Genomic DNA, 21,709 nt, shown 5'->3' on the forward strand with positions numbered 1-21,709 from the left:
GGATCAAGCGCAACACCCGTCAGCGTCACATTGCCGTCGTTGGTCGCCGTGTAGGTATAAGACACCACATCACCCGCAGCCACAGGGCTCGAGAGTGCAGAGGTATCATCCGTCAGAACAAGGCTAATCGCAGGCGCTGCCGTGATCGCAGTCGCTGTCGCGTCATCCGCACCGGTCGCATCCGCAGGGTCATCCGACGTATCGCTGACCACAGTGATCCCATCAGGCGCTGTGCCATCCACATCCGCCGTCTGGCTGATGCCGCCCGCGTCAATGTCAGATTGCGTCAGCTCGTAGGTCGCCGTGTATGTCCCGGCTTCGCCCGGCAGCAACGTGCCATCCGCTGAACCCGCATCCGCGCTCACAAAGGTCGGACCAGAGGTCAGCACCAGCGTGTTCCCATCCGCATCCGTGATCGTCGGATCAAGCGCAACACCCGTCAGCGTCACATTGCCGTCGTTGGTCGCCGTGTAGGTATAAGACACCACATCACCCGCTGCCACAGGGCTCGAGAGTGCAGAGGTATCATCCGTCAGAACAAGGCTAATCGCAGGCGCTGCCGTGATCGCAGTCGCTGTCGCGTCATCCGCACCGGTCGCATCCGCAGGGTCATCCGACGTATCGCTGACCACAGTTGTCCCATCAGGCGCTGTGCCATCCACATCCGCCGTCTGGCTGATGCCGCCCGCGTCAATGTCAGATTGCGTCAGCTCGTAGGTCGCCGTGTAGGTCCCGGCTTCGCCCGGCAGCAATGTGCCATCCGCTGAACCCGCATCCGCGCTCACAAAGGTCGGACCAGAGGTCAGCACCAGCGTGTTCCCATCCGCATCCGTGATCGTCGGATCAAGCGCAACACCCGTCAGCGTCACATTGCCGTCGTTGGTCGCCGTGTAGGTATAAGACACCACATCACCCGCAGCCACAGGGCTCGAGAGTGCAGAGGTATCATCCGTCAGAACAAGGCTGATCGCAGGCGCTGCCGTGAGCGTCACAACGGTTTCATCGTCCGGATACCCATCAAGGTCACCATCGATGTCATCTGCGTTGTTTGGATCATCCGACAGACTGCTAATCGTCCCACCGGACGGCGTTGTTGCTGAAACAGTTGCTGTGTTCGCGAAGCTACCTGCATCGATATCAGCGACCTGAATTGAATAGCTTGCCGTGAAGGTGCCGGTGTCAGATTGACCAGGTGTTAGCAGTGCAATTGGGCCACCAGACATCGTGGCCTTTGGATCGCTAACCGTGATATTTGTCAGGTTTGAACTACCCACGTTTCTAACAACAAAGCTATAGGTGATCGTGTCATTTTCGTCTACACGACCGTCTCCGCCATCATTAAGCGTCGCCGTTTTCGTCACGGTAATTCCGGCATCTTCGATCGCACGGAAGTCTACTTCTGTCAGGTTACCTTGGTCGTTTTGAAGGTCAGCATAAGTTGTTGTTACGCCCCCATCAGGGTCTGCGTATGATGGTGCAGAAATTGTTCCTGATTCAGCGCTATCAAGGATCGTATCCCCATCACTATCATCATCAAGGAAGTCGGGCGTTCCGTCTGTATCATCGCCATCATCATACGGTGCATTAAACGTCGCAATGGTTCCGCCAAACCCAAGTGACGTATCAAAAATGTCGACAACACCATCATTATCGCTATCGCTCGCATCGCCAACCGGGGTTGTGTACGCGACATAACCGGTCGTTGCTCGGCCCTCGACGGCGTCTGGAATGCCGTCATCATCACTGTCAAGATCACGGAAGTCCGCAATACCATCAGTGTCATTATTGACGGGAGTAACACCTGTGTCTTCACCAAAAATTGCTTCGACGCCATTCGACAGACCATCGTTATCCGTGTCCGCGCTTTCAGATGTAGAAATCGTACCGTCGCCGTTTGTGTCAAGCGCACGTACAGCAGCAGAACCCGCCTCGTAAATATCACTGATACCATCGTTATCAGAGTCAAGATCGCGCGTATCGGCAACATTGTCACCGTCGGTATCCGGCGCACTCAGTTCGATTACACCAAAGATAAAACCAAATTGATCACGGCTTGCCGGGTTTGGTTGGTTGATTGTGACATTCACCAAGCTGCTGGTCGAAGGGATCGCATAGAATGTGTACTGATCCACCGGACTGTCGCGAATATCGCCTGTGGTGTTTGCTGTGTTTGTCGCAATGACATTCCCAGTTAGCCCAGTTTGGTCGCTTTCTACGCCATTTAGCAATGAATACTGATGTGGAGGCGCGACCCAGTTGAATGCAACGCCTGAGGCAACAGTTGTCAGTTGAACATCGGTAACAAATTCAGTTGGGCCGCCGTCCTCGCCAGAAAGACCGGCAACGCCAAGCACGAAAACATATTGGCTTGTTGCTGTGCTAATACCCTGTGCAGATGCGCCAAAATCAAGCGAAAATGTACGTGGGATGTTACCAACAATATCAATATAAGGCGTTTGAACCGTTGTATCCACCCCCAGAAGGTTCACGTTCATCGGGTTCACTGGGGGCGAAAAGCGCCCCCAACCATTTGCAGACCCGCCGCCGCCGCTTGTCCAGCGAAGGTTTACGCCGCCAAATGGCAAAGATGAGCTGCCACCGATTGTCAAAGGCAACAGGACAGGGGAGCCGTTCGCGTTAGTATTGCGGATCGCCTGAATATCACCATCAGTCGGGGCGTAGACGTATGATGTGGCAGTGCCGCCTTCGTCGCCATCGCGGATACCATCGTTGTCATCATCAGTGTCGAAAATATCAGTCAGAGCGTCACCATCCGCGTTCTGCGCATGCGCCGCAGAACTAAATCCGCTTAACCATCCATTTGATGACGTGGGCACCGATACAGAGAGCATGGTCGCCAGAACAAACACGAAAACCGCCATGAAGGCGGAGCGGGTCGTTTGAAGAACGAGACCGACCAGTGATAGAAGGTTCAGGGAAATATTTTGCTGTATCATAATGCGCCCTCGTTCAGGAACTTCAAACTGGAAAACTGGCTCGTTGTTTTAGTAGTGGCGGTGAGTGGCAGGTAAGTAGGTCGACATCGGCGTAGATGTTCATGCAGAGGCATGCCAGATCGGGCAATACGCCGGAGCGCGCCCAACACAAAACGACAGTTAAGAGACGTGTAAAATTCGCGCAGACGCATGGTTTTGCCAACCGACGCGTGAAAGCGGGAAGGCTTAGCAAATGCCAAATCCCAGACTGCCATCCGGAAACCAGACACAAATGTATCGTTGCTAGCGAAGCGGGCGCATAACATCAGCACGTCCTCATTACTTCAAGAATGACATCGCCATTCAAGAACTCGTTAAAAAAGCGAGACGTTTTTCAACCCGTACCTATCGCGTCCCAAAACGCTAAATTCCGTGTCGAAAACCCCTCTAAGACGCAAACAGCAAAGCTAGTCACCGAAAGCCAAACGCGCTCGCCCCTTGGGAGAGTTATCGCAGATCGAATTCTTTACAGCAAAGGGCAAAATTTAGGCAAATATGTCAAAAGCTTGGCGACACTTTTAATCAAATCCGTCTCAAAGTCGAAATACCTAGATACGATAGATCTCAAAAACATGTTTAAAAATAAACAACTTAGCTAAAATATGTACATGAAAAAAATAACGACGGACCTCTCAAAAACAGCCCACGACACGCAACCCTACATGGTATCTAAAGCGCCACCCCCTACCCGAACGGATAGGATGCAATACTAAATAGTCATCATCACTATTTGCGCGGGTTTCTGCCACCCACACCCTAGACGGTTCAAAGACGTCAGTTCTCAAAACTACGTTAAAAAAAGGGATTTTTTCATGGTGCCTCCATGAAGCAGGCTGCAAAAACGACACTTCCAAGCACTCGATACAACGCGCGATCAAGAAACGCAGCGCGCAACGGTTTAATTGCGCCCTGCGATAATCACGCTGGTCTCTTGGCTTACAAGTTTAGTGTTTTTTCCACGTTTTTCACCTGCACACGCGCCATACCTAGATTGGCCAGTTTTTTATCTAACGCGACGTACAGAAAAACAGTCGGGGTCTGATCCAATGGCCGGATCAAATGAAACTGCTTGCCCAATGTGATCAATATATCGTCGATATGATCATCCAAGCCCAGCATTTCGATCGCAGACAACTTGGCCTTTACGACCTCTGTGTTCGCGGCGCCAGCCGCCTCGAGATCAAGCGCACCGCCCCCTTCGGATGCCATCATCAAACCGGTTTCACTATCAACAAGGCAAGCACCGATAAAGCCGCCGACCTCGGTAAGTTTAGAGATATCCACATTCGCCATAATATTTCCCTTCTTGGTTTCACGATGACAGTTCGTTCTGTGAGTGGTGTCACATCGTTTATTCGCCCGCCTGCTCGCGACCGGTGAGATCACCTGAAGTCGCCAGCGCTAAGCGCTCTAAAGTCGTAGTCAGTTCGTCTATGATCTCCCTCAGCTTTTCTATTCGCAGTTTTATCTTTTCTTCCATGCCAAGCGCGTGCAGCGCCTCGTCACGCTTTTGCTGATCATTCAACATCGCGATGGTTCGAAGACCATGCATGTGCTCTTCGAAAAACCCGTCGATCAGCATGTTGTTTTCGGACATAAAGTCCGCAACATTCGCTGTTTGAATTTCTTCCAGCGTCTGCCGCTGTTCTGCCGCCACAAGCTGCCGAAGTTTACGGATATAGGACGGGCGCTTCGCTCTTTTTGACAGCCACCCGCGCAGCCAATTCGACGTAATATCTAACGGCATTGTCCGCATTAAGCAGGCCGGGTTTTTGAGACTCTGTGTCTCGAGTGGCTCCACAGCAATAAGCTGAACCGAATTCCCAAGTGCACTGTTATATAGGCTTTGCACTTGCTGGACTGCATCTGCCAAGATCGCATCGACCTTAGGCGGTGTTTCACGTGCGAAATCAGAATAAGTCGCAATAAGCGATCGCCTTAAACCTTCGATTTGTGGCGTCCAGCCATCCGCGCGTTTGGTCTCAGAAAGCTCGGCTTCAAGCGCAGCCTGTTCCCGGTCACAGAATGCTTGATATGCATTAGACATCTTTTCGGTCATCGCATTCGATGCAGCCTCGGTTTCCGCTGCGACAGCTTCGGTCACTTCGTCTTGTATGGTCTCAAGCCGGGCAATTGCAGCGTCCATGTCAAAGCTAGGAGGCGTCACCCAGTTTGTTTCATCAACTTGCTGAAGGAATACTTTCGAGGTGCGCGCAATATCAAGAGCCCGACGTGCAATCCCTGCCATGTGAGGAACAGCGATATCACTGATGCTCTTTGTTTCGACTAACTTCCGCAGTTCAAACAGCCCCGATAGGTCTCTCGTTTTTGACACCGTGTGCGCCAATGTACCTATAGGATCTGGGCTGCTATTGACGTCATTCTGATTGTCCAAACGCGCGGCGGCAAGATCGGTTAAACAATCAATCGACGCGGCGCCGACGGTCTCAGACATTCCGAACACGGCCATCTCAGCCCAAGCTGCGCTGCCGAAAATAATCGGTATATCAGGTGATAATTCTTCGGTACGCAAAACGTCACGAATAAAGCTATCGATTTCAGGTATCTGTTCTGTCGGATTGTCTAATGCATCGATGCGGTTCACAAAAAAGATTATACTGCTTTTTTTCATGGATCGGATCGTGCGCAATAACGCCACATCGACGGTACTGAATGACTGCTGCGCACTTAGTACCAGCACGCAAATATCTGTCCCGGTTAGACTATCAAGAGTAATTGCCTCTCGCATCAGGAAAGGATCATTTACGCCGGGTGTGTCGTGGATAATCGTGGGCACCCGATAGCTGGCGCTATCAATATAAATATCAGCTGATTTTGTCACGTCGGCGTAACGACCATCGGGTATCGTGGCGCTCCCCTCGTCGCCAAGGCACACATACTTCCGAAGCATCTCGGACGAAAAACCCACAAAGCTATGTTTTCCCCCCATAAGCAATGCAAAGTTATGACCTAGCCGCAACTCGGTCCGCTGTTGCATCTCACGTATTTGCGCATGCATTTCATCCACTTCTTCATCAAAGCCACTGCGCGTGGCCGTTTCCCCCAAAGTACCTCCGACCTCGACCATATTCAGCCATTCTTGGGTCGTGAAGAAATTGAACACCGCCGCTTTACCAGCAGGCTTTGGGGTATTGATGTGGACAGACGTTACGACCGAAGTCCAAGGATTAACATCCGAGGGTAACATTTCAGGCTTGCCTATCAGCGCATTGGTCAGCGCAGTTTTACCTGCTTTCACTTGCCCAATAAGCGATACACCTATCGACAAATTGTCTAGCTCTTCAATCAAAGCCAAAACCCGGTCATGCGATAGTAATGCAACGGCCTCTCTTAGGCGCGCCAACAAATTGCCAAGATATTCCCGATTATAATTGAAATGCAGTTTACCATCGCCATGGCTTAACGCCTTTTCGCCGTTAAAGTACCCGTCAGATAAACAAAACTTCAAAAGGCTCTCAACCTCAGACTGCATATCTTCAGACGTTTTTTGGGAATGCACAGACTTACCTCACTAATCTTGTGCCCTCTTAAACAGACGCCCAAAGCTTCAGGCGTTGTTCAATCGAACACCACTCCATTCACACATAGCTTTTTGGTTAAGGCAATATTTTTTCCACCCTGACGTGTATTTATTTAATGCAGACAATCAACAGGTTTGCACTTCAAAGCCTTCCGCTTACTTTTCCCAACACTGGTTTTATGTTGAATTCGCGCTCCAAAGTTGCCAAAACAATGCAGGGTGTAATTAGACTGACAATTAAATAGCGCCGAAAGCAGAATGCGCTTTCACCGCAAGCATTACGCTTTTGGCACTGAGCACGAACTTCTTACAATAAGATCGCCATGTAGTTCTTTGCCCTCGGTCGGCGCGTTAGGTTGTGCTAGTCTATCCAACAGCGCGGTCATCGCATATTCGCCGATCTGGCTGCGCGGCTGCCGGATGGTCGTAAGCCCAGGTGTGATGTTACTGGCAAAGGGGATGTCATCGAATCCGACGACCGACATATCATCAGGCACATCATACCCGCGATCCTGAAGCGCACCAATCACACCAATTGCAGTGTTGTCATTAAAGCAAAAGAATGCAGTTGGCAGGGTGTCCCTAATAAACAGCCGTTCAACAGCTGCCCGCCCACCCAAACTGGTTCCATCACCGTCGATCTTCCAAATCGACATCGGCTCTGACGCTTGGCTAAGCGCATCACAGTACCCTTGAAGGCGACGCTCAGACAGCACGTTCCCCTTTGGGCCAGCGACATAAACGATCCTCTTATGGCCCAACGACATCAAATATTCGGTCGCAATCCGCGCCGCTGCCCGGTCATCGGTACAGACATAGCTAATATTGTCATGCTGGACAGGCGTAGCTGCCGCGACCGCTGGCGGAATGAGCGTCTTTGATTGTTCGGGCCAACCTGCAACTGGCAAGTGACCTGTTAGCAAAATCAACCCATCTGCGGTTCCGGCGGATAGAAAACGTAGATATTTTTCTTCTAATGCAACATCACCGTCGGTGTTCCCAATAAGCACACCATAGCCGCGCGCATTGGCCACCTTTTCCAGTCCTGTTAGTATCCCCGGGAAATTGGGGTCTGATATGGATTCCGCCAAAACAAGAACCATATGGGATCGCTGGCGGCGTAGATTTTGCGCCATAGCATTGGCAGTGTATCCCGTCCGAGCAATCGCAGCGTTCACTTTTTTCCGGGTACTTTCCGCGACTTTTTCAGGTTTTGAAATCGCCCTGCTAACGGTCGCAATTGAAACTTCGGCCAAGCGTGCGACGTCTTCGATTGTTGCCGGTTTTTTGGGGTGATTGTGCACGTTTGATTGTTACCGTTTGCCTCATGCAGGGGTTTGTCTGCGGCTTCGCAACTTCACATTCCCTGTCCAATTATCGACAGGATAGCGAAGTAACCGCCCAATGAAAACCTTTACATAAGTCGATGTAAAGGTTTACATGAGATTCGCTGCGGGAGGCAGTAATGGATCGGGGAGGGTCTATGTTGGTCAAAAATCCGATAACGTCGGATGTGTTGCTTCGCGCGGAGTCGCTTAGCAAATCATTCGGAACGGTACCCGTTCTATTCAGTGTTAGTTTTGATTTAAAGGCCGGCGAAGTTCACGCGCTTATCGGAGAAAATGGTGCGGGAAAATCGACATTGATGAAAATCATGTCGGGCTTTCATAGCCCAACGTCAGGCCGCATATTTTACGATGGCGCACCTGTTACCCTGCCCCGAAACGGTCAGGCCGAGGCGCTGGGGATCGTACTTATCCACCAAGAACTGAATTTGGCCGAACAGATGACCGTCACCGAGAATATTTTTCTTGGACGGGAGATCGCCAAGAATGGTATTTTAGACAAATCGGCTATGCATAAACGTGTGGTTCAGATTTTGGTCAGCGTCGGTTTAGACATTTCGCCAGATACGCGGATTTCGCAGTTATCCATTGCCCAAAAACAGATGGTCGAAATCGCCAAAGCGATGAGCCGCAACGCCCGCGTTCTGATCATGGACGAACCAACCGCGGTGCTGACCGAAGCAGAAACACGTATATTGTTTGCTCAGGTTGATCGACTGCGCAAGCAAGGCGTCGCGATCATGTTTGTCAGCCACAAGCTGCATGAAGTCAGTGAAATTTCAGACCGCGTGACTATCTTGCGCGATGGTCAGTGGATCGCAACTCGCCCGACCAAGGGCCTCGGGCTAGATGAAATGGCACGGATGATGGTGGGGCGCGAACTTTCCGATCTTTACCCACCAATTGCCGAAGCCGACATTGATGCCGATGTCGCGTTAAGCGTCGAAGGGCTAAGCACACAGAATGTGCATAACGTGTCGTTTGAACTACGGTCCGGCGAAATTTTAGGATTTTCAGGGCTGGTAGGATCAGGCCGCACCGAACTGTTCGAGGCAATATGCGGACTAGTGCCAATGCAGAATGGGGCGATCACGACCTTTGGTCACGCTGGTCGCTTTGCAACGGTTGCGCAGGCCCGCGATGCCGGGATTGTTTACCTGACAAAAGACCGCAAAGGTAAAGGTCTACTACTTCAAGAAGGGATGCAGGCGAACCTAACGCTTCTTGCCCTGCCCCGGTTCGCAAATCGCCTGATGCTTAACAAAAAACAAGAAACGGCAGCGCTTGCCCGTGCGGTGCGTCGTTTCGATATCAGGGCGCGAGATCCGAATGTGTTGGCCAAGGACATGTCGGGTGGCAATCAACAAAAGCTACTGCTTGCCAAGGTGATGGAAGCCGACCCAAAGATCGTCATCATTGATGAACCGACCCGCGGAATTGACGTGGGTACAAAACAGCAAATCTATCACTTCATCGCGGCGCTCGCTGCCGAAGGTGTGTCGATTGTCGTGATTTCATCCGAGATGCCCGAGGTCATTGGGATAAGTCATCGTGTGATCGTCATGCGAGATGGTCAAATTGCAGGCACTCTTACCGGTGACGCAATCAACGAAACACAAATTGTACGATACGCCGCAGGGCTGAACGAGGAAAAGATGCATGCCTGACACCGCCCAGACACAACCAGCGTCCAATAAACCAAAGATAGACCTTAAAATGTATGGCCCTGCCATTGCCTTGGTATTGTTATGCATCCTCGGATTTTCACTAAACACCGCATTTCTAAGCGAAGGAAACATAACGAACCTTCTGACACGTTCCGCATTTATCGGGATTATCGCCGTTGGTGCCACGTTCGTGATCACCGCTGGAGGCATCGATTTGTCGGTCGGCTCCATGGCCGCCGCAATCGCTGGCGTCATGATTATTCTGATGAATTCACTGATAGATGTGCTGGGCACTGGCACGCTGACAGTGGTGATCGGGGCGGCTAGTGCGATCATGCTTGGCGCGCTGGCCGGGCTTGCGAATGGTCTACTAACCACCAAAGGTAAGATCGAGGCGTTTATCGTCACGCTTGGCACAATGGGTATCTTCAGATCGCTTGTGACCTATTTCGCGGACGGTGGCACACTATCGCTTAGCTTTGAAATTCGCGGCACTTATCGACCCGTTTATTACGAAAGCATTCTGGGTGTACCGATCCCAGTTTGGGTGTTCATAATGGTCGCGATTTCTGGATGGTTCCTAATGAACCGCACTACATTCGGACGCTATTGCACCGCCATCGGATCAAACGAACATGTCGCCCAATATTCGGCCATAAACGTCAATAAAATAAAGACATGGACCTATGTGATCCAAGGTCTGTGCGTGGCTCTCGCAACCGTCATATATGTTCCAAGGCTGGGCTCTGCATCATCATCCACCGGTGTGCTGTGGGAGCTAGAAGCAATCGCTGCGGTCATTATCGGCGGCACTGTTCTTAAGGGTGGGTATGGGCGCATTGGCGGCACGATCTTAGGTGCGCTTATCCTAACAACCATCGGGAATATTCTGAATTTCACCGATCTCGTTTCCAACTACCTCAACGGCACAATGCAGGGCCTGATCATTATCACCGCGGTTTGGTTGCAGCGCGCCGACTGGGGAAGCAAGTCCAAGACCTAAATCAACCAGCGCATCGGGAGAGGAACCTGATACGCAATACAGCCTTCAGCAATTTGGTGCGGGCTTCATCAGCAGAAATCTCATGGGAGGGATAAAATGCATTTCGGAAAAACAATTTTCGCAGGTTTGGTCGGTGGCGTCATGGCGGTTGCCAGCGCTGCTTCGGCGCAGGACACGATCAAGATCGGCGTCTCATATCCGACGCCAACACACGCGTGGGCGGCTGGTATGAACTGGCACGCAGAACAAGCCGAAGCCAGGCTCGAGGCGCTATATCCAGATATCGACCTGATCCTTATCAACTCACCTGATCCAGCGTCGCAAGCAAGCGCGTTAGAGGATTTAGTGTCAATTCACGCGATTGATGCGCTTGTCGTGTTGCCGTTTGAATCAGAACCTCTGACCGATCCAGTCCTGAACGTAAAAGAAAGCGGTGCCTTGATTACCGTTGTTGATCGCGGCCTAAGCCAGCCGGGCATCGAAGACATTTATGTCGCAGGCAACAATCCTGAACTGGGCCGTGTGTCTGCACAATACATGAAAACCCGCTTAGAATCCGGCGATAATATCGTCATCCTGCGCGGCATCCCTACGGTAATCGATAACGAGCGCTTTGATGGTTTTATGGCCGAAATCGAAGGGACTGGGATCAACGTTCTGGATCACAAACATGCGAACTGGAACCGCGATGATGGGTTCGAAGTGATGCAAGATTTCCTGAGCCGCTTTCCTGATATCGACGCTGTTTGGGCCCAAGATGATGACATCGCCATTGGCGTTGTAGCTGCACTTGAACAGGCAGGGCGTACCGGTGACGGCATGTTCGTCGTGGGTGGCGCAGGCATGAAGGAAACCATTCGCGGCATCATGGACGGCAACGAACTAGTTCCCGTTGACGTGCTGTACCCACCATCGATGATTGCGACTGCAATGGATGTCACTGTCGCCGCGTTCAAATCCAACGGGCCAGTCGCAGGACGGTATATTCTAGGCGCGACACTTATCACGCCAGAAAATGCAGAAGCATTCTATTTCCCTGATTCACCTTTTTAAGAGCGCATAAACGAGAGCGGAACAGAACCTCCGCTCTTGTGTCCACATAGGTCGGGGTTAAATCCGAAACAACGGCTGCAACATACGTGGGACAAGCGATGTAAATCGCAGTGGCGCATCAGTCGCGGCAAGACAGATACACGGCAAACCCGCGTCCGCAATCGGCGTATGTTGCAAATCTTGATCAGCGACCTCAAGGTCGCCAGCACCATAACACCCCGTTTCGTCGCTAAAACTACCCTGCAGAACAAGCGTCAATTCTAGCCCATTGTGACTATGATCAGGTACGGCCTGCCCTGGTGGGATGTATAGAAGACGCACATTCCCGTCTGCACCACCGGCGATAATGCTTTGCCGAACGCCTAACCCCAGTGACTTCCATCGGGGTGGTTTACCGTTCAACGCTTCCATCACCGGGCCCGGATAGATACCTGACCGCTTGTGAACAGGCTTGGATATCACGGGTGCGTCAAGCAACGCCATGATATCCGTTTTCAGTGTATCAGACACACCTACTGCTTCGGTCGAGTCCAGTACAACGCCGCCTGCGGCTTGGTGGGCTTCAAATGATACGCGACATTCAACACATAGCGAAATATGTGCAGCGACAACTAACGCATAAGGGTGCGGCAGGTTACCAGCAGCATACGCAGCCAAAAGTGCGTCAGGTGTGTGGTATGAGATATCTTTCATCTTAGCGCATGTCCTTCAGCTCGTGGCGCAATCGCTGCAAACCAAGCCGGATTCGAGATTTAATAGTACCCAGTGGTAAGCCCATCTGAGAGCTGATTTCCTGATGGGTAAGTTCACCCAGATAAGCCTTTTCGATAACCTCACGTTGATCTGGCGCGAGCTTCGTAAGCGCACTTTTTAGATGCCCTGCTTCTTGCTCTAACGCGACAATCTGGCTCGCATCTGGTTCTGTTTCTGGGTTTTCGTTCAATTCGTCGGGCAGCGGACGCCCTTCTTTTCGGATCATGTCAATCTGACGATTGCGGGCGATTTGGTAGACCCAAGCCGAAACCTGCGCACGGGCAGGATCGAATTGGCTCGCCTTACGCCAAACCGTCAACATAACGTCTTGGACGATTTCCTCGGCCTGGCCTGACCCTGTCCCTGACCGCATGATGAACCCCTTTAATCGGGGTGCAAAATGGTCAAACAACGATGCAAACGCAGCCTTGTCACGCTGATCGCGCACTGCCAACATCCATAATGTCTGGGGTGAAATCTTGGGGGACGGTGGCGTCACCTTTGGCACATCCTTTTGAAGCCCTAAAAAAGAGCTTCGGTCCGCTGGTTCAATGTCGAGGCTCACGTGCAACATAACCTCATTACGGGGCTACATGAAAGTTGGATCATTTTTGATCCAAAATTTCTTTGGAGACGTATTATTTTTTGAATCATAAAGCAGGGATCCAGAATGTCACTCGACGCACTACCACATCGCGAACAACGCATTGCCGTCATTGGTGGCGGTATTTCTGGCCTATCTGCTGCATATCTATTGGCGCCGAACCATTCGGTGACAGTGTTTGAAGCTGCCCCACAGCTTGGCGGGCACGCACGGACTGTCGTCGCTGGACGCAACGGTGACCAGCCTGTTGATACTGGGTTTATCGTCTTTAACTACGCAAACTATCCGCACCTCACCCGTATGTTCAAAGATCTTGATGTGCCTGTTGTGAAAAGCGACATGAGCTTTGGCGCGTCAATCAATGACGGACAGATCGAATATGGGCTTCGTGGGTTGGCATCACTTACCGCCCAACCGCGCAATCTGCTGCGCCCCGGATTTTACCGCATGGTCCGCGACATACTTCGGTTTAATGGACAAGCCGAAGCAATGTCCGAGGGTTCAAATGCGACGATCGGCGAGTTAATGAATGACTTACAGTTGGGTGATTGGTTCCAACGGTTTTACTTAATGCCACTGTGTGGCGCGATCTGGTCTACGCCCCCAGCCGAGATACGTTCGTTTCCCGCACGCGCACTGGTACAATTTTTCCGTAATCACGCCCTGCTAAGCACGTCAGGTCAGCACCAATGGTGGACTGTGGATGGCGGCAGCATCGAATACGTCCGTAGGCTTGAACATCATTTGCGAGGACACGGCGTTGCAATACATACGAATACTGCTGTTGAAAACGTAACGCGCGACAGCGAAGGCGTCACAGTTCACACCAAAGCGCATCCAGAACAACGGTTCGATCAGGTCATTTTTGCTTGCCACTCGGATCAGGCATTGCGGCTTATTGCACAACCAACCCCACAAGAACAATCTGCACTATCTTCCATTAGGTTTCAGGATAATCAAATGTTCTTGCACCGTGACACCGCCCAAATGCCAAAGCGCAAGGCAGTCTGGTCAAGCTGGGTCTACAAAGCCGACACCACAAAGCCAGAACCCACAATCGGTGTGACCTACTGGATGAACAAGCTGCAAAACATATCCAACGATGACCCGCTTTTTGTTTCGCTCAACCCATCTGCGCCGATCAACGAACAGATGATCTATGATCAAAAGACCTTTCGCCATCCTGTGTTTGACGCGCCTGCACTTGCCGCTCAGGCCCAGTTAAAAACGATGCAAGGTGAAAACAACACTTGGTTTGCCGGCGCTTATACGCGCCACGGATTTCACGAAGACGGTTTTGCGAGCGCGGCGCGCATCGCCCGTGCTTTAGACAGGCAAATCGCATGACATTTAACCCTGAACATATCGCGGGCGTGACAACTCACACGCGACGCGGAGCAATCCGGCATGGATTTCGGTACGGCGTGGATTTTGTGCTGATCGACCCAGAGTCGTCTTTCACTGGGCCGCAGCTATTTTCGCGTAATCGGTTCAACCTTGCATCCGTGCACGACTGCGATCATGGCGGCGCACTACATAAAGGTCGCGGCCCACGCTGGGCACGTGATGTACTTGCGTCTCAAGGCCTCACAGCGTGGAAAACACAATTATTGCTGCTGACACAGCCGCGGTTCTTAGGACATGTGTTCAACCCGGTCAGCTTCTGGCTCGCACTGCAAAACGATGCACTGGTCGCGGTCATAGCCGAGGTTTCAACCCCATTCGGCGACCGCCATTCGTATCTATGCCACCAACCCGACTTTGCGCCGATCACCGGTGAAACGCGCATAACAAAACCAAAGTCGCTTCATGTTTCGCCGTTTCAACAGATTGCTGGCGGATACGAATTTGGATTTGATCTGCGCCATGATCAGATTGCGATCCGCATTATTCATAAAAATGGCGATGAGGGGGTCGTCGCAACGCTGTCCGGCGCACGTCTGCCGATGACAAACACTGGATTGGCGCGTGCCGCACTCCGCCGTCCATTTGGCGGCTTGCGCACGAAGGCTCTGATCTATTGGCAAGCGCTTCGGCTTCGCCTGAAAGGCGCGAAATACCGAAACCGCCCAACACCACCCAACACCGAGGTTACATAATGTTAGTTCTGACAAAACGCGTAAAACACGATTTTCTTGATACCTGCGCGCAGATTGAAACTGGTAGCCTGCGCCTGCGCACCCCCGAAGGAGAAGTGTTCGATTTCGGACACGGAAACCCCGCAGCCGAGATGCAGATTTCAGACTGGTCTGTCGTAACGGCAATTGCGGCACGTGGCGATATTGGGCTTGGCGAAACCTATGTTGCCGGCCTCTGGGACACCCCATCAATCGCGGATTTGGCCGAAGTCGCGCTTAAGAATCTCGATCAATTTAGCGGATACGCTTACGCGGGATTTTGGCAAACTCTTAAATTTCGGGTCGTAAATCGCTTGATGCGCTCAAATTCTTTAAAGGGCTCAGCACGCAACATTCGCGCGCACTATGATGTCGGGAACGAATTCTACCAACTATGGTTGGACGAAGGCATGACATATTCCTCGGCCATGTTTACTGCTGATGACAAAGACCTTGTGCGTGCGCAAAACCGTAAATACGACCGCATCCTAAACCGACTGAATAACGCCGAACGTGTGCTTGAAATCGGTTGCGGTTGGGGCGGATTTGCAGAGCGCGCAACCGATACAGGGCGGCATGTCACAGGGCTGACAATTTCACCCAGTCAAAAGGGCTATGCTGATGCGCGCCTTGACGGGCGTGCCGACATCCGTTTGCAAGACTACCGCAAAAGCAGTGGAAAATACGATAGCATCGTCTCGATTGAAATGATCGAAGCCGTCGGAGAAAACTACTGGCCAACATATTTTGCAACAATCAAGGCACGGCTTGCCGATCACGGTAGCGCCATGATCCAAGCGATTACAGTGCCCGATAGTTACTTTGACACATATCGGCGTAGTTCAGACTATATCCGGCAATACACATTCCCAGGTGGGATGTTGCTGTCAGATGCTGTGATTGCAGATCAGGCAACCAAGGCCGGATTAATCGTGCGCGACAATCACGCATTTGGCGCGGACTATGCCGCGACCTGTACTGCATGGTACGATCGCCTTGACCAAGTGTCTGATCGCATCAAACGCCTTGGCTATGATGAAAGCTTCCTACGGAACTGGCGGTTTTACCTAAATATCTGCGCTGCTTCGTTCAAAACGGGGCAAACTGATGTTGTTCAGGTGGAACTCGCCCATGCCTGAACTCATTTGGATTATCGGCGCAACTGAAGGGATCGGCGAGGCTCTCGCGCGGGAGTGGGCAGCGCGTGGTGCGCGGCTCATTCTTTCGGCGCGGTCCACCCAAAAATTGGATCAACTCGTGTCGGAACTCGGCGCGCAGCATATTGCTCTGCCGTTAGACGTTGGCGACAGATCGACAATCGTGGCAGCAGCGGATCAGATATCAAAAATCGGTCCATTGGATCGCGTAGTCCATCTTGCAGCGCTTTATGATCCGGGAAAGGTGTTGGAAATCGATGCTGAAAAGGCTGCGCAAATTGTCAACGTCAATCTGACCGGCAGTTTCCATATTGCGCAACTGGCCCAACCTTTGCTGAAAGACGGTGGTCAGCTCGCGCTATGTGGCTCCGTCGCTGGATATATCGGGCTACCGCAAGGACAAATCTATTCAGCGTCCAAAGCGGGTGTGATCAATATAGCCCAAACTCTGCGCAGTGAATTGTCAGGCGTGACCGATGTACGCCTGATCAACCCCGGTTTTGTCGATACGCGCCTGACACAGCGTAACGATTTCACGATGCCGGCAATGGTCACACCACAAAAGGCAGCAAACGCGATTATCAAAGGGCTTCGTTCCAGACGGTTCGAAATCCATTTTCCCCGCCGCCTGACCTACAGCCTCAAGCTTATCAGTATCCTGCCCTACTGGGCATCATTGCCGCTGTTGCGGCACCTAACCCGTTAATCATTGCCACGATGCTGCGCATCCCAACCAGAAAGAACAAAAATCATGCAGACCATTATTCTTTACCTTTCAACCGCGTGCATGTTTTTTGCTGCTGATGCCGTTGGCCTACGTCTTCTCATAAAACCTGTCTTTGAACGTCATATCGATCATCTTTTTGCAGATCCATTTCGCATCGTTCCCGCAGCACTTTTTTATCTCGGCTATGTGGCTGGGGTTCTGTGGTTCGTGTCCGTGCCTGCATTGCGCGCAGGCGATCCGATGGCCGCGCTCATCAATGGCGTGCTGCTAGGGCTGTTAGCCTATGGAACCTATGAGTTCACGAATTACGCAACGCTTCGCGATTGGTCTGTTCAACAGCTTGTCATTGATACCCTGTGGGGTGGCGTGTTGACTGGAATATCAGCATGGGTTGGTGTCAGCGTCGTCCGTGCGATTGGTTGACGCATCAAACAACCGATACTCATGCGAATGACACGAGTATCGGTATCGTTTCACCGTAAACGTAATTCAGTTTGCGCATCAAACAGCATGACGTCGTTTGCGTCGAAATCAAGAGTGACCATCTCGCCTTCTTTCATCCGCTCTAGTCCGCGTTCTTCGATGACGATTTTTTCGCCGGTGTTCGTGACCATGTGGGTGTGGCTGACGCCGCCTAACGCTTCGGAGAGTTCGACTTTTTGTGCGCCACCTTTGACTGCCCGGCAGTGTTCGGGGCGGATGCCGACCCACACCTCTGTTCCGTCAGCCGGAAGGTTCATTGGTACTTCGATCGTCCGGTCAAGCGATGGGATCTGCACATGGCCATTTGTCACGGTGCCCGAGAGGAAATTCATCGATGGCGACCCGATAAAGCCAGCAACGAATTTGTTGTCGGGGTCGCGGTACAGGTCGAGCGGCGCGCCAAATTGTTCGATTTTGCCGGCACGCAGCACGACGATCTTATCGGCCAATGTCATGGCTTCAACCTGATCGTGCGTAACATAGATCATCGTTGCGCCGATTTCTTTATGGAGACGAGCGATTTCGACGCGCATTTCAACGCGCAGTTCCGCGTCAAGGTTCGACAGTGGTTCGTCGAACAAGAATACTTCGGGTCCCCGCACAATCGCGCGGCCAATAGACACCCGCTGGCGCTGACCGCCCGAAAGCGCGGCGGGTTTGCGTTTCAGGTAGTCATCCAGTTTTAGAATACGGCTGGCTTCGGCAACTTTGGCTTCGATTTCGGCCTTGGGGTAGCCGTTCATCTTTAGGCCGAACCCCATGTTCTGTTTGACGGTCATATGCGGATAAAGCGCGTAGGTCTGGAACACCATCGCGACACCGCGGTCGGCAGGTTCCATGCGGGTCACGTCACGATCACCGATCTCAATCTTACCGCTTGTGGTTTCTTCTAACCCGGCGACCATCCGCAGCAGGGTAGACTTACCGCAACCTGATGGGCCGACAAACACGCAGAATTCACCGTCTTCGATTTCCAGATCGACCCCGTGGATCACCTGAACGTCGCCGTATTTCTTGATCACATTATTTAGCGTAACACCGGTCATTGGACCCTCCCTAGGCGGTGGCTTTGGTTTCGGGGAAACGCCAATTCTGGGTCTCTCGCGCGATTTGATTAGTGGTATCTCGGATCAGTGGGACAAAGCTGTCCAGCTTGTCCAAGGACGAGCGCAATGTTGATGACGTGATCGACAACGCCCCCAGCACACGGCCAGAGTCGTTCCGAATCGGTACAGCCACACAGATGATCCCCGGCTCGTGTTCTTCGCGATCATAGGCGTGCCCACGTTCACGAATTGCAACAAGCTCAGCACGCAAAGCGTCCTCTTCCGCCAATGTGCCATCGGTGAATCGGTGCCATGATTGCTGTGCCAGAACATCTGCTAGCTGGTCTTCGGGTAGATAAGCCATCATCGCCTTGCCGACGCCTGTGCAATAGGCGGGACCAACCTTGCCAGCCTCGGAATACATGGGCAGCGGTTGGGACGCGTTGCGTTTATCGACGTAGATCACCTGCGCATGATCTAGCTGCGCAAGGTGCACGGTTTCGCCCGTCTTTTCAGACAGTTTATCCATATATGGCCGTGCGATAGGTGCCAGTGAACTGGTCTTCCAGGCGGCGTGTGCCAAACAGACAAGACGTACACCCAGTGTATATGTCCCACTATCAGGATCATACGACAGCATCCGTTGTTTGGTCAGCGTTTGCAGCAGCCGGTATAGCGTTGCCTTGGGGTAATCGCTGGTGCCTTGCAGCTCGCTAAAGCGCACGGGCCGTTCAAAGCCCGCGACCAGTTCTAACACCGCGAGCGCCTTGCCTACCGTTCCGTCTGCCTTCGATTGCATGTGGCCTCCCTACCCCGAGTTATCCGAGGAACCTATTGACAAGCCTATACCGATCCGCGTTAAGGTTTCAATATTAGAAATACGGTTCCACTATATGAAACTAAAATGTTTTGACGGGATCGTTGGGAGCATAAATAGGGAGGACACTATGCGTTCCATGAAGAAGCTGATGCTGGCCGGTTTGGCCGCCACAATGCTAAGCAGTTCTGCGTTTGCAGAAGGCCTATCAGGCGAACTGCGCGTATTTTCTGACATGTCGAACCCGGCGCCGCGTGCCGTAATGGAAGGCATGGTTGAACGCTTTGGCGCGATGCACCCTGATCTGGACATCGAACTGACGGTCATCGACCGCGAAGCCTACAAAACACAGATCCGCAACTTTTTGACCGCTGACGCGCCTGACGTTGCGAACTGGTATGCTGCGAACCGTATGGGTCCATATGTGAACGCTGGTCTTTTCGAAGACATCTCTGACCTATGGGCAGAGCCAGAATTCGCAGCGCTTGCATCCACCAAAGGCGCGATGACTATTGATGATAAGCAGTGGGGCGTTCCCTATACTTACTACCAATGGGGTGTTTACTACCGTCAGGACATTTTCGAAGAGCTGGGCCTAACAGCACCTGCGACCTTTGAAGAAGAGCTAGCGAACTGCGAAAAGATCGTGGCGTCTGGCCGTGCTTGCTACACCATCGGTTCCAAATTCCTTTGGACTGCTGGCGGTTGGTTCGACTACCTGAACATGCGTACCAATGGTTATGATTTCCACATGCAGCTTGCACGTGGCGAAATCGAATGGACAGATGACCGCGTTCGCGAGACATTCGCAAACTGGCGCAAGCTGATCGACATGGGCGGTTTCATCGAAGACCACCAGACATACAGCTGGCAAGAAGCCCTGCCATTTATGATCAATGGTGATGCGACTGCTTATCTGATGGGTAACTTTGCGGTGCCGCATTTCCGTGATGGTGGCCTGACTGATGACCAGCTTGGTTTCTATCAGTTCCCAGTGATCAACCCAGATGTGGCAATGGCGGAAGACGCGCCAACAGACACGTTCCATATTCCTGCGAACGCGCAAAACAAAGAAGCAGCACGTGAATTCCTGCGCTTCATCGTTTCTGCGGACAACCAGACAATGATCAACGCGGGTGACGCGCTGGGTCAATTGCCTGTCAACGCTGGGTCTTCGGTTGATGATGACAAGTTCCTCAAAGCTGGCTTTAGCATGCTGTCCAACGACGCACCGGGCGGCGTGGCACAGTTCTTTGACCGCGACTTCTCGGCTGAGATGGCAAAGGCTGGCATGGAAGGCCTTCAGGAATTCATGGTTTACCCTGATAACCTAGACGACATCCTAGAGCGTCTTGAATTCGTCCGTCAGGATACTGCTGAATAATCACAACAAATGCGGGGTGGCTTATGCCGCCCCGCTTTTTCGACCTAACTGCAAGCACCTGCGCTGCGGGTTTTTGCACTTGGGACTTGAGGAGTAGAAAATGACTGACACGACGGCTGCTGCGCCGCACCACAGTTGGTTCCATCGCAACCGGCAGACCATTACGCCTTGGCTGTTTTTGCTGCCGGGCATTCTGTTTTTCACGCTATATGTAGTCTACCCGATCATCCAAAGCATCAGCCTGTCGTTCTATAAATGGGATGGCCTAGGCGAAGCGACATATGTCGGCACAGCCAACTATGAACGTTTGGCAAGTGACCGGGCATTCACCGTGTCCCTGTTCAACAACATGAAATGGCTGTTGCTGTATCTGTTGGCGATCCCGGCGGGTCTGTTTATTGCGCTATTTCTAAATCAAACCGTGCGCGGCATTCGGATTTACAAATCGCTGTTCTTCTTTCCCTTTGTGATCTCCCAAGTCGTCGTGGGCCTTGTTTTTACATGGTTCTACGATCCAAACTTTGGGCTTTTGAACGGTATCTTAGGTGCTGTCGGGCTTGGTCCAATCAACGTGCTGGGTGACCCTGCGCTGGCCACCTATGGCATCATCGCTGCGGGCCTTTGGCCGCAAACCGCATATTGCATGATCTTGTATCTGACAGGACTAAACGCCGTTGATCCCGAACAAATCGAAGCCGCCCGCCTTGATGGCGCAAAAGGGTGGCGGATGCTTTGGCACATCATCGTTCCACAGCTAAAGCCCGCGACGTTCATCGCCTTTGTTGTGACCATCATCGGTGCGCTGCGGTCCTTCGATCTGATCTCGATCATGACCAATGGTGGTCCGTTCGGATCAACCCGCGTGCTGTCATTCTACATGTTCGAAAAAGCGCTGTCCGAATACGGGTTCCGCATGGGTTATGGCGCTGCCATCGCGGTTGTTCTGTTCTTTATCATGCTGTTCTTCATCGCTTATTTCCTGTGGTCGATGTACCAAGACGAGAAAGGTCGCTAA

The 21,709-nt window shown here is 52.1% G+C and carries 18 protein-coding genes; 10 read left to right on the top strand and 8 right to left on the bottom strand.

The annotated features are described in order from the left end of the window. The 4 genes from CYQ09_RS13245 to CYQ09_RS13265 all read right to left on the bottom strand — a co-directional run. Positions 1-2,957: DUF7507 domain-containing protein (locus CYQ09_RS13245; protein ID WP_430383350.1), on the bottom strand; the 2,957-nt coding region annotated here is incomplete at its 3' end. Positions 2,958-3,932: 975 nt separating this feature from the next. Beyond that, positions 3,933-4,289, bottom strand: coding sequence for a hypothetical protein (locus CYQ09_RS13255; RefSeq protein ID WP_106745904.1), 357 nt, complete (start codon positions 4,287-4,289; stop codon positions 3,933-3,935). Positions 4,290-4,347: 58 nt separating this feature from the next. Then, positions 4,348-6,516 (bottom strand): dynamin family protein, encoded by a 2,169-nt coding sequence (locus CYQ09_RS13260; RefSeq protein ID WP_162617677.1) that lies wholly within the window; start codon positions 6,514-6,516, stop codon positions 4,348-4,350. A gap of 299 nt (positions 6,517-6,815) precedes the next feature. Beyond that, a complete protein-coding gene (locus CYQ09_RS13265) occupies positions 6,816-7,841 on the bottom strand; it encodes a LacI family DNA-binding transcriptional regulator (RefSeq protein WP_106745906.1) in 1,026 nt (341 codons plus the stop codon). A 179-nt stretch (positions 7,842-8,020) separates the two neighbouring features. On the opposite strand from CYQ09_RS13265, the gene CYQ09_RS13270 reads away from it, so the two are divergent. The 3 genes from CYQ09_RS13270 (at position 8,021) to CYQ09_RS13280 (ending at position 11,606) form a co-directional block, all read left to right on the top strand. After that, positions 8,021-9,550, top strand: a complete 1,530-nt coding sequence (locus CYQ09_RS13270; protein ID WP_106745907.1) for a sugar ABC transporter ATP-binding protein — start codon at positions 8,021-8,023, stop codon at positions 9,548-9,550. Beyond that, positions 9,543-10,553, top strand: coding sequence for an ABC transporter permease (locus CYQ09_RS13275; RefSeq protein ID WP_106745908.1), 1,011 nt, complete (start codon positions 9,543-9,545; stop codon positions 10,551-10,553). The genes CYQ09_RS13270 and CYQ09_RS13275 overlap by 8 nt, the downstream gene beginning before the upstream one ends. A 96-nt stretch (positions 10,554-10,649) precedes the next feature. Beyond that, on the top strand, positions 10,650-11,606 hold the full coding sequence (locus CYQ09_RS13280) for a substrate-binding domain-containing protein (RefSeq protein WP_106358478.1): 957 nt from the start codon (positions 10,650-10,652) through the stop codon (positions 11,604-11,606). Between the two features lie 57 nt (positions 11,607-11,663). Here CYQ09_RS13280 and CYQ09_RS13285 read toward each other — a convergent pair whose 3' ends face one another. Both CYQ09_RS13285 and CYQ09_RS13290 read right to left on the bottom strand, forming a co-directional pair. Continuing rightward, the gene (locus CYQ09_RS13285) at positions 11,664-12,299 is read right to left on the bottom strand and encodes a ChrR family anti-sigma-E factor (RefSeq protein ID WP_106745909.1); all 636 of its coding nucleotides are present in this window, start codon (positions 12,297-12,299) and stop codon (positions 11,664-11,666) included. Position 12,300: 1 nt separating this feature from the next. Continuing rightward, a complete protein-coding gene (locus CYQ09_RS13290) occupies positions 12,301-12,816 on the bottom strand; it encodes a sigma-70 family RNA polymerase sigma factor (RefSeq protein WP_239495961.1) in 516 nt (171 codons plus the stop codon). Between the two features lie 213 nt (positions 12,817-13,029). On the opposite strand from CYQ09_RS13290, the gene CYQ09_RS13295 reads away from it, so the two are divergent. The 5 genes from CYQ09_RS13295 to CYQ09_RS13315 are packed head-to-tail and all read left to right on the top strand — an operon-like array spanning position 13,030 to position 17,387. Continuing rightward, positions 13,030-14,310, top strand: a complete 1,281-nt coding sequence (locus CYQ09_RS13295; RefSeq protein ID WP_106745911.1) for an NAD(P)/FAD-dependent oxidoreductase — start codon at positions 13,030-13,032, stop codon at positions 14,308-14,310. Further along, on the top strand, positions 14,307-15,062 hold the full coding sequence (locus CYQ09_RS13300) for a DUF1365 domain-containing protein (protein WP_106745912.1): 756 nt from the start codon (positions 14,307-14,309) through the stop codon (positions 15,060-15,062). Before CYQ09_RS13295 ends, CYQ09_RS13300 begins: the two co-directional genes overlap by 4 nt. After that, positions 15,062-16,219 carry an SAM-dependent methyltransferase gene (locus CYQ09_RS13305; RefSeq protein WP_106745913.1) on the top strand — a complete coding sequence of 386 codons (1,158 nt, stop codon included), beginning with the start codon at positions 15,062-15,064 and terminating at the stop codon, positions 16,217-16,219. The genes CYQ09_RS13300 and CYQ09_RS13305 overlap by 1 nt, the downstream gene beginning before the upstream one ends. Continuing rightward, on the top strand, positions 16,212-16,943 hold the full coding sequence (locus CYQ09_RS13310; RefSeq protein WP_106745914.1) for an SDR family NAD(P)-dependent oxidoreductase: 732 nt from the start codon (positions 16,212-16,214) through the stop codon (positions 16,941-16,943). The genes CYQ09_RS13305 and CYQ09_RS13310 overlap by 8 nt, the downstream gene beginning before the upstream one ends. Positions 16,944-16,988: 45 nt before the next feature. After that, a complete protein-coding gene (locus CYQ09_RS13315; RefSeq protein ID WP_106745915.1) occupies positions 16,989-17,387 on the top strand; it encodes a DUF2177 family protein in 399 nt (132 codons plus the stop codon). Between the two features lie 50 nt (positions 17,388-17,437). Here CYQ09_RS13315 and CYQ09_RS13320 read toward each other — a convergent pair whose 3' ends face one another. Further along, complete coding sequence (locus tag CYQ09_RS13320; RefSeq protein ID WP_106745916.1) at positions 17,438-18,493, bottom strand: ABC transporter ATP-binding protein; 1,056 nt, start codon at positions 18,491-18,493, stop codon at positions 17,438-17,440. 10 nt (positions 18,494-18,503) lie between these two features. Further along, positions 18,504-19,292, bottom strand: coding sequence for an IclR family transcriptional regulator (locus CYQ09_RS13325; protein WP_106745917.1), 789 nt, complete (start codon positions 19,290-19,292; stop codon positions 18,504-18,506). A gap of 148 nt (positions 19,293-19,440) precedes the next feature. Here CYQ09_RS13325 and CYQ09_RS13330 point away from each other — a divergent pair, with 148 nt between their 5' ends. Both CYQ09_RS13330 and CYQ09_RS13335 read left to right on the top strand, forming a co-directional pair. Further along, complete coding sequence (locus tag CYQ09_RS13330) at positions 19,441-20,694, top strand: ABC transporter substrate-binding protein (protein ID WP_106745918.1); 1,254 nt, start codon at positions 19,441-19,443, stop codon at positions 20,692-20,694. Between the two features lie 100 nt (positions 20,695-20,794). Then, positions 20,795-21,709 (top strand): carbohydrate ABC transporter permease, encoded by a 915-nt coding sequence (locus tag CYQ09_RS13335; RefSeq protein ID WP_106745919.1) that lies wholly within the window; start codon positions 20,795-20,797, stop codon positions 21,707-21,709.

Origin of the sequence: Yoonia maritima (genome assembly GCF_002933395.1) — a bacterium.
Classification (GTDB): Bacteria; Pseudomonadota; Alphaproteobacteria; order Rhodobacterales; family Rhodobacteraceae; genus Yoonia; species Yoonia maritima_A.

What these genes read in the sequence shown, in the direction of transcription:
- CYQ09_RS13300 (WP_106745912.1), top strand. Translation starts at nt 14,307, where the DNA reads ATGACATTTAACCCTGAACATATCGCGGGCGTGACAACTCACACGCGA.
- CYQ09_RS13330 (WP_106745918.1), top strand. Translation starts at nt 19,441, where the DNA reads ATGCGTTCCATGAAGAAGCTGATGCTGGCCGGTTTGGCCGCCACAATG.
- CYQ09_RS13270 (WP_106745907.1), top strand. Translation starts at nt 8,021, where the DNA reads ATGTTGGTCAAAAATCCGATAACGTCGGATGTGTTGCTTCGCGCGGAG.
- CYQ09_RS13295 (WP_106745911.1), top strand. Translation starts at nt 13,030, where the DNA reads ATGTCACTCGACGCACTACCACATCGCGAACAACGCATTGCCGTCATT.
- CYQ09_RS13315 (WP_106745915.1), top strand. Translation starts at nt 16,989, where the DNA reads ATGCAGACCATTATTCTTTACCTTTCAACCGCGTGCATGTTTTTTGCT.
- CYQ09_RS13310 (WP_106745914.1), top strand. Translation starts at nt 16,212, where the DNA reads ATGCCTGAACTCATTTGGATTATCGGCGCAACTGAAGGGATCGGCGAG.
- CYQ09_RS13320 (WP_106745916.1), bottom strand. Translation starts at nt 18,493, where the DNA reads ATGACCGGTGTTACGCTAAATAATGTGATCAAGAAATACGGCGACGTT.
- CYQ09_RS13255 (WP_106745904.1), bottom strand. Translation starts at nt 4,289, where the DNA reads ATGGCGAATGTGGATATCTCTAAACTTACCGAGGTCGGCGGCTTTATC.
- CYQ09_RS13325 (WP_106745917.1), bottom strand. Translation starts at nt 19,292, where the DNA reads ATGCAATCGAAGGCAGACGGAACGGTAGGCAAGGCGCTCGCGGTGTTA.
- CYQ09_RS13280 (WP_106358478.1), top strand. Translation starts at nt 10,650, where the DNA reads ATGCATTTCGGAAAAACAATTTTCGCAGGTTTGGTCGGTGGCGTCATG.
- CYQ09_RS13290 (WP_239495961.1), bottom strand. Translation starts at nt 12,816, where the DNA reads ATGTTGGCAGTGCGCGATCAGCGTGACAAGGCTGCGTTTGCATCGTTG.
- CYQ09_RS13335 (WP_106745919.1), top strand. Translation starts at nt 20,795, where the DNA reads ATGACTGACACGACGGCTGCTGCGCCGCACCACAGTTGGTTCCATCGC.
- CYQ09_RS13285 (WP_106745909.1), bottom strand. Translation starts at nt 12,299, where the DNA reads ATGAAAGATATCTCATACCACACACCTGACGCACTTTTGGCTGCGTAT.
- CYQ09_RS13305 (WP_106745913.1), top strand. Translation starts at nt 15,062, where the DNA reads ATGTTAGTTCTGACAAAACGCGTAAAACACGATTTTCTTGATACCTGC.
- CYQ09_RS13275 (WP_106745908.1), top strand. Translation starts at nt 9,543, where the DNA reads ATGCCTGACACCGCCCAGACACAACCAGCGTCCAATAAACCAAAGATA.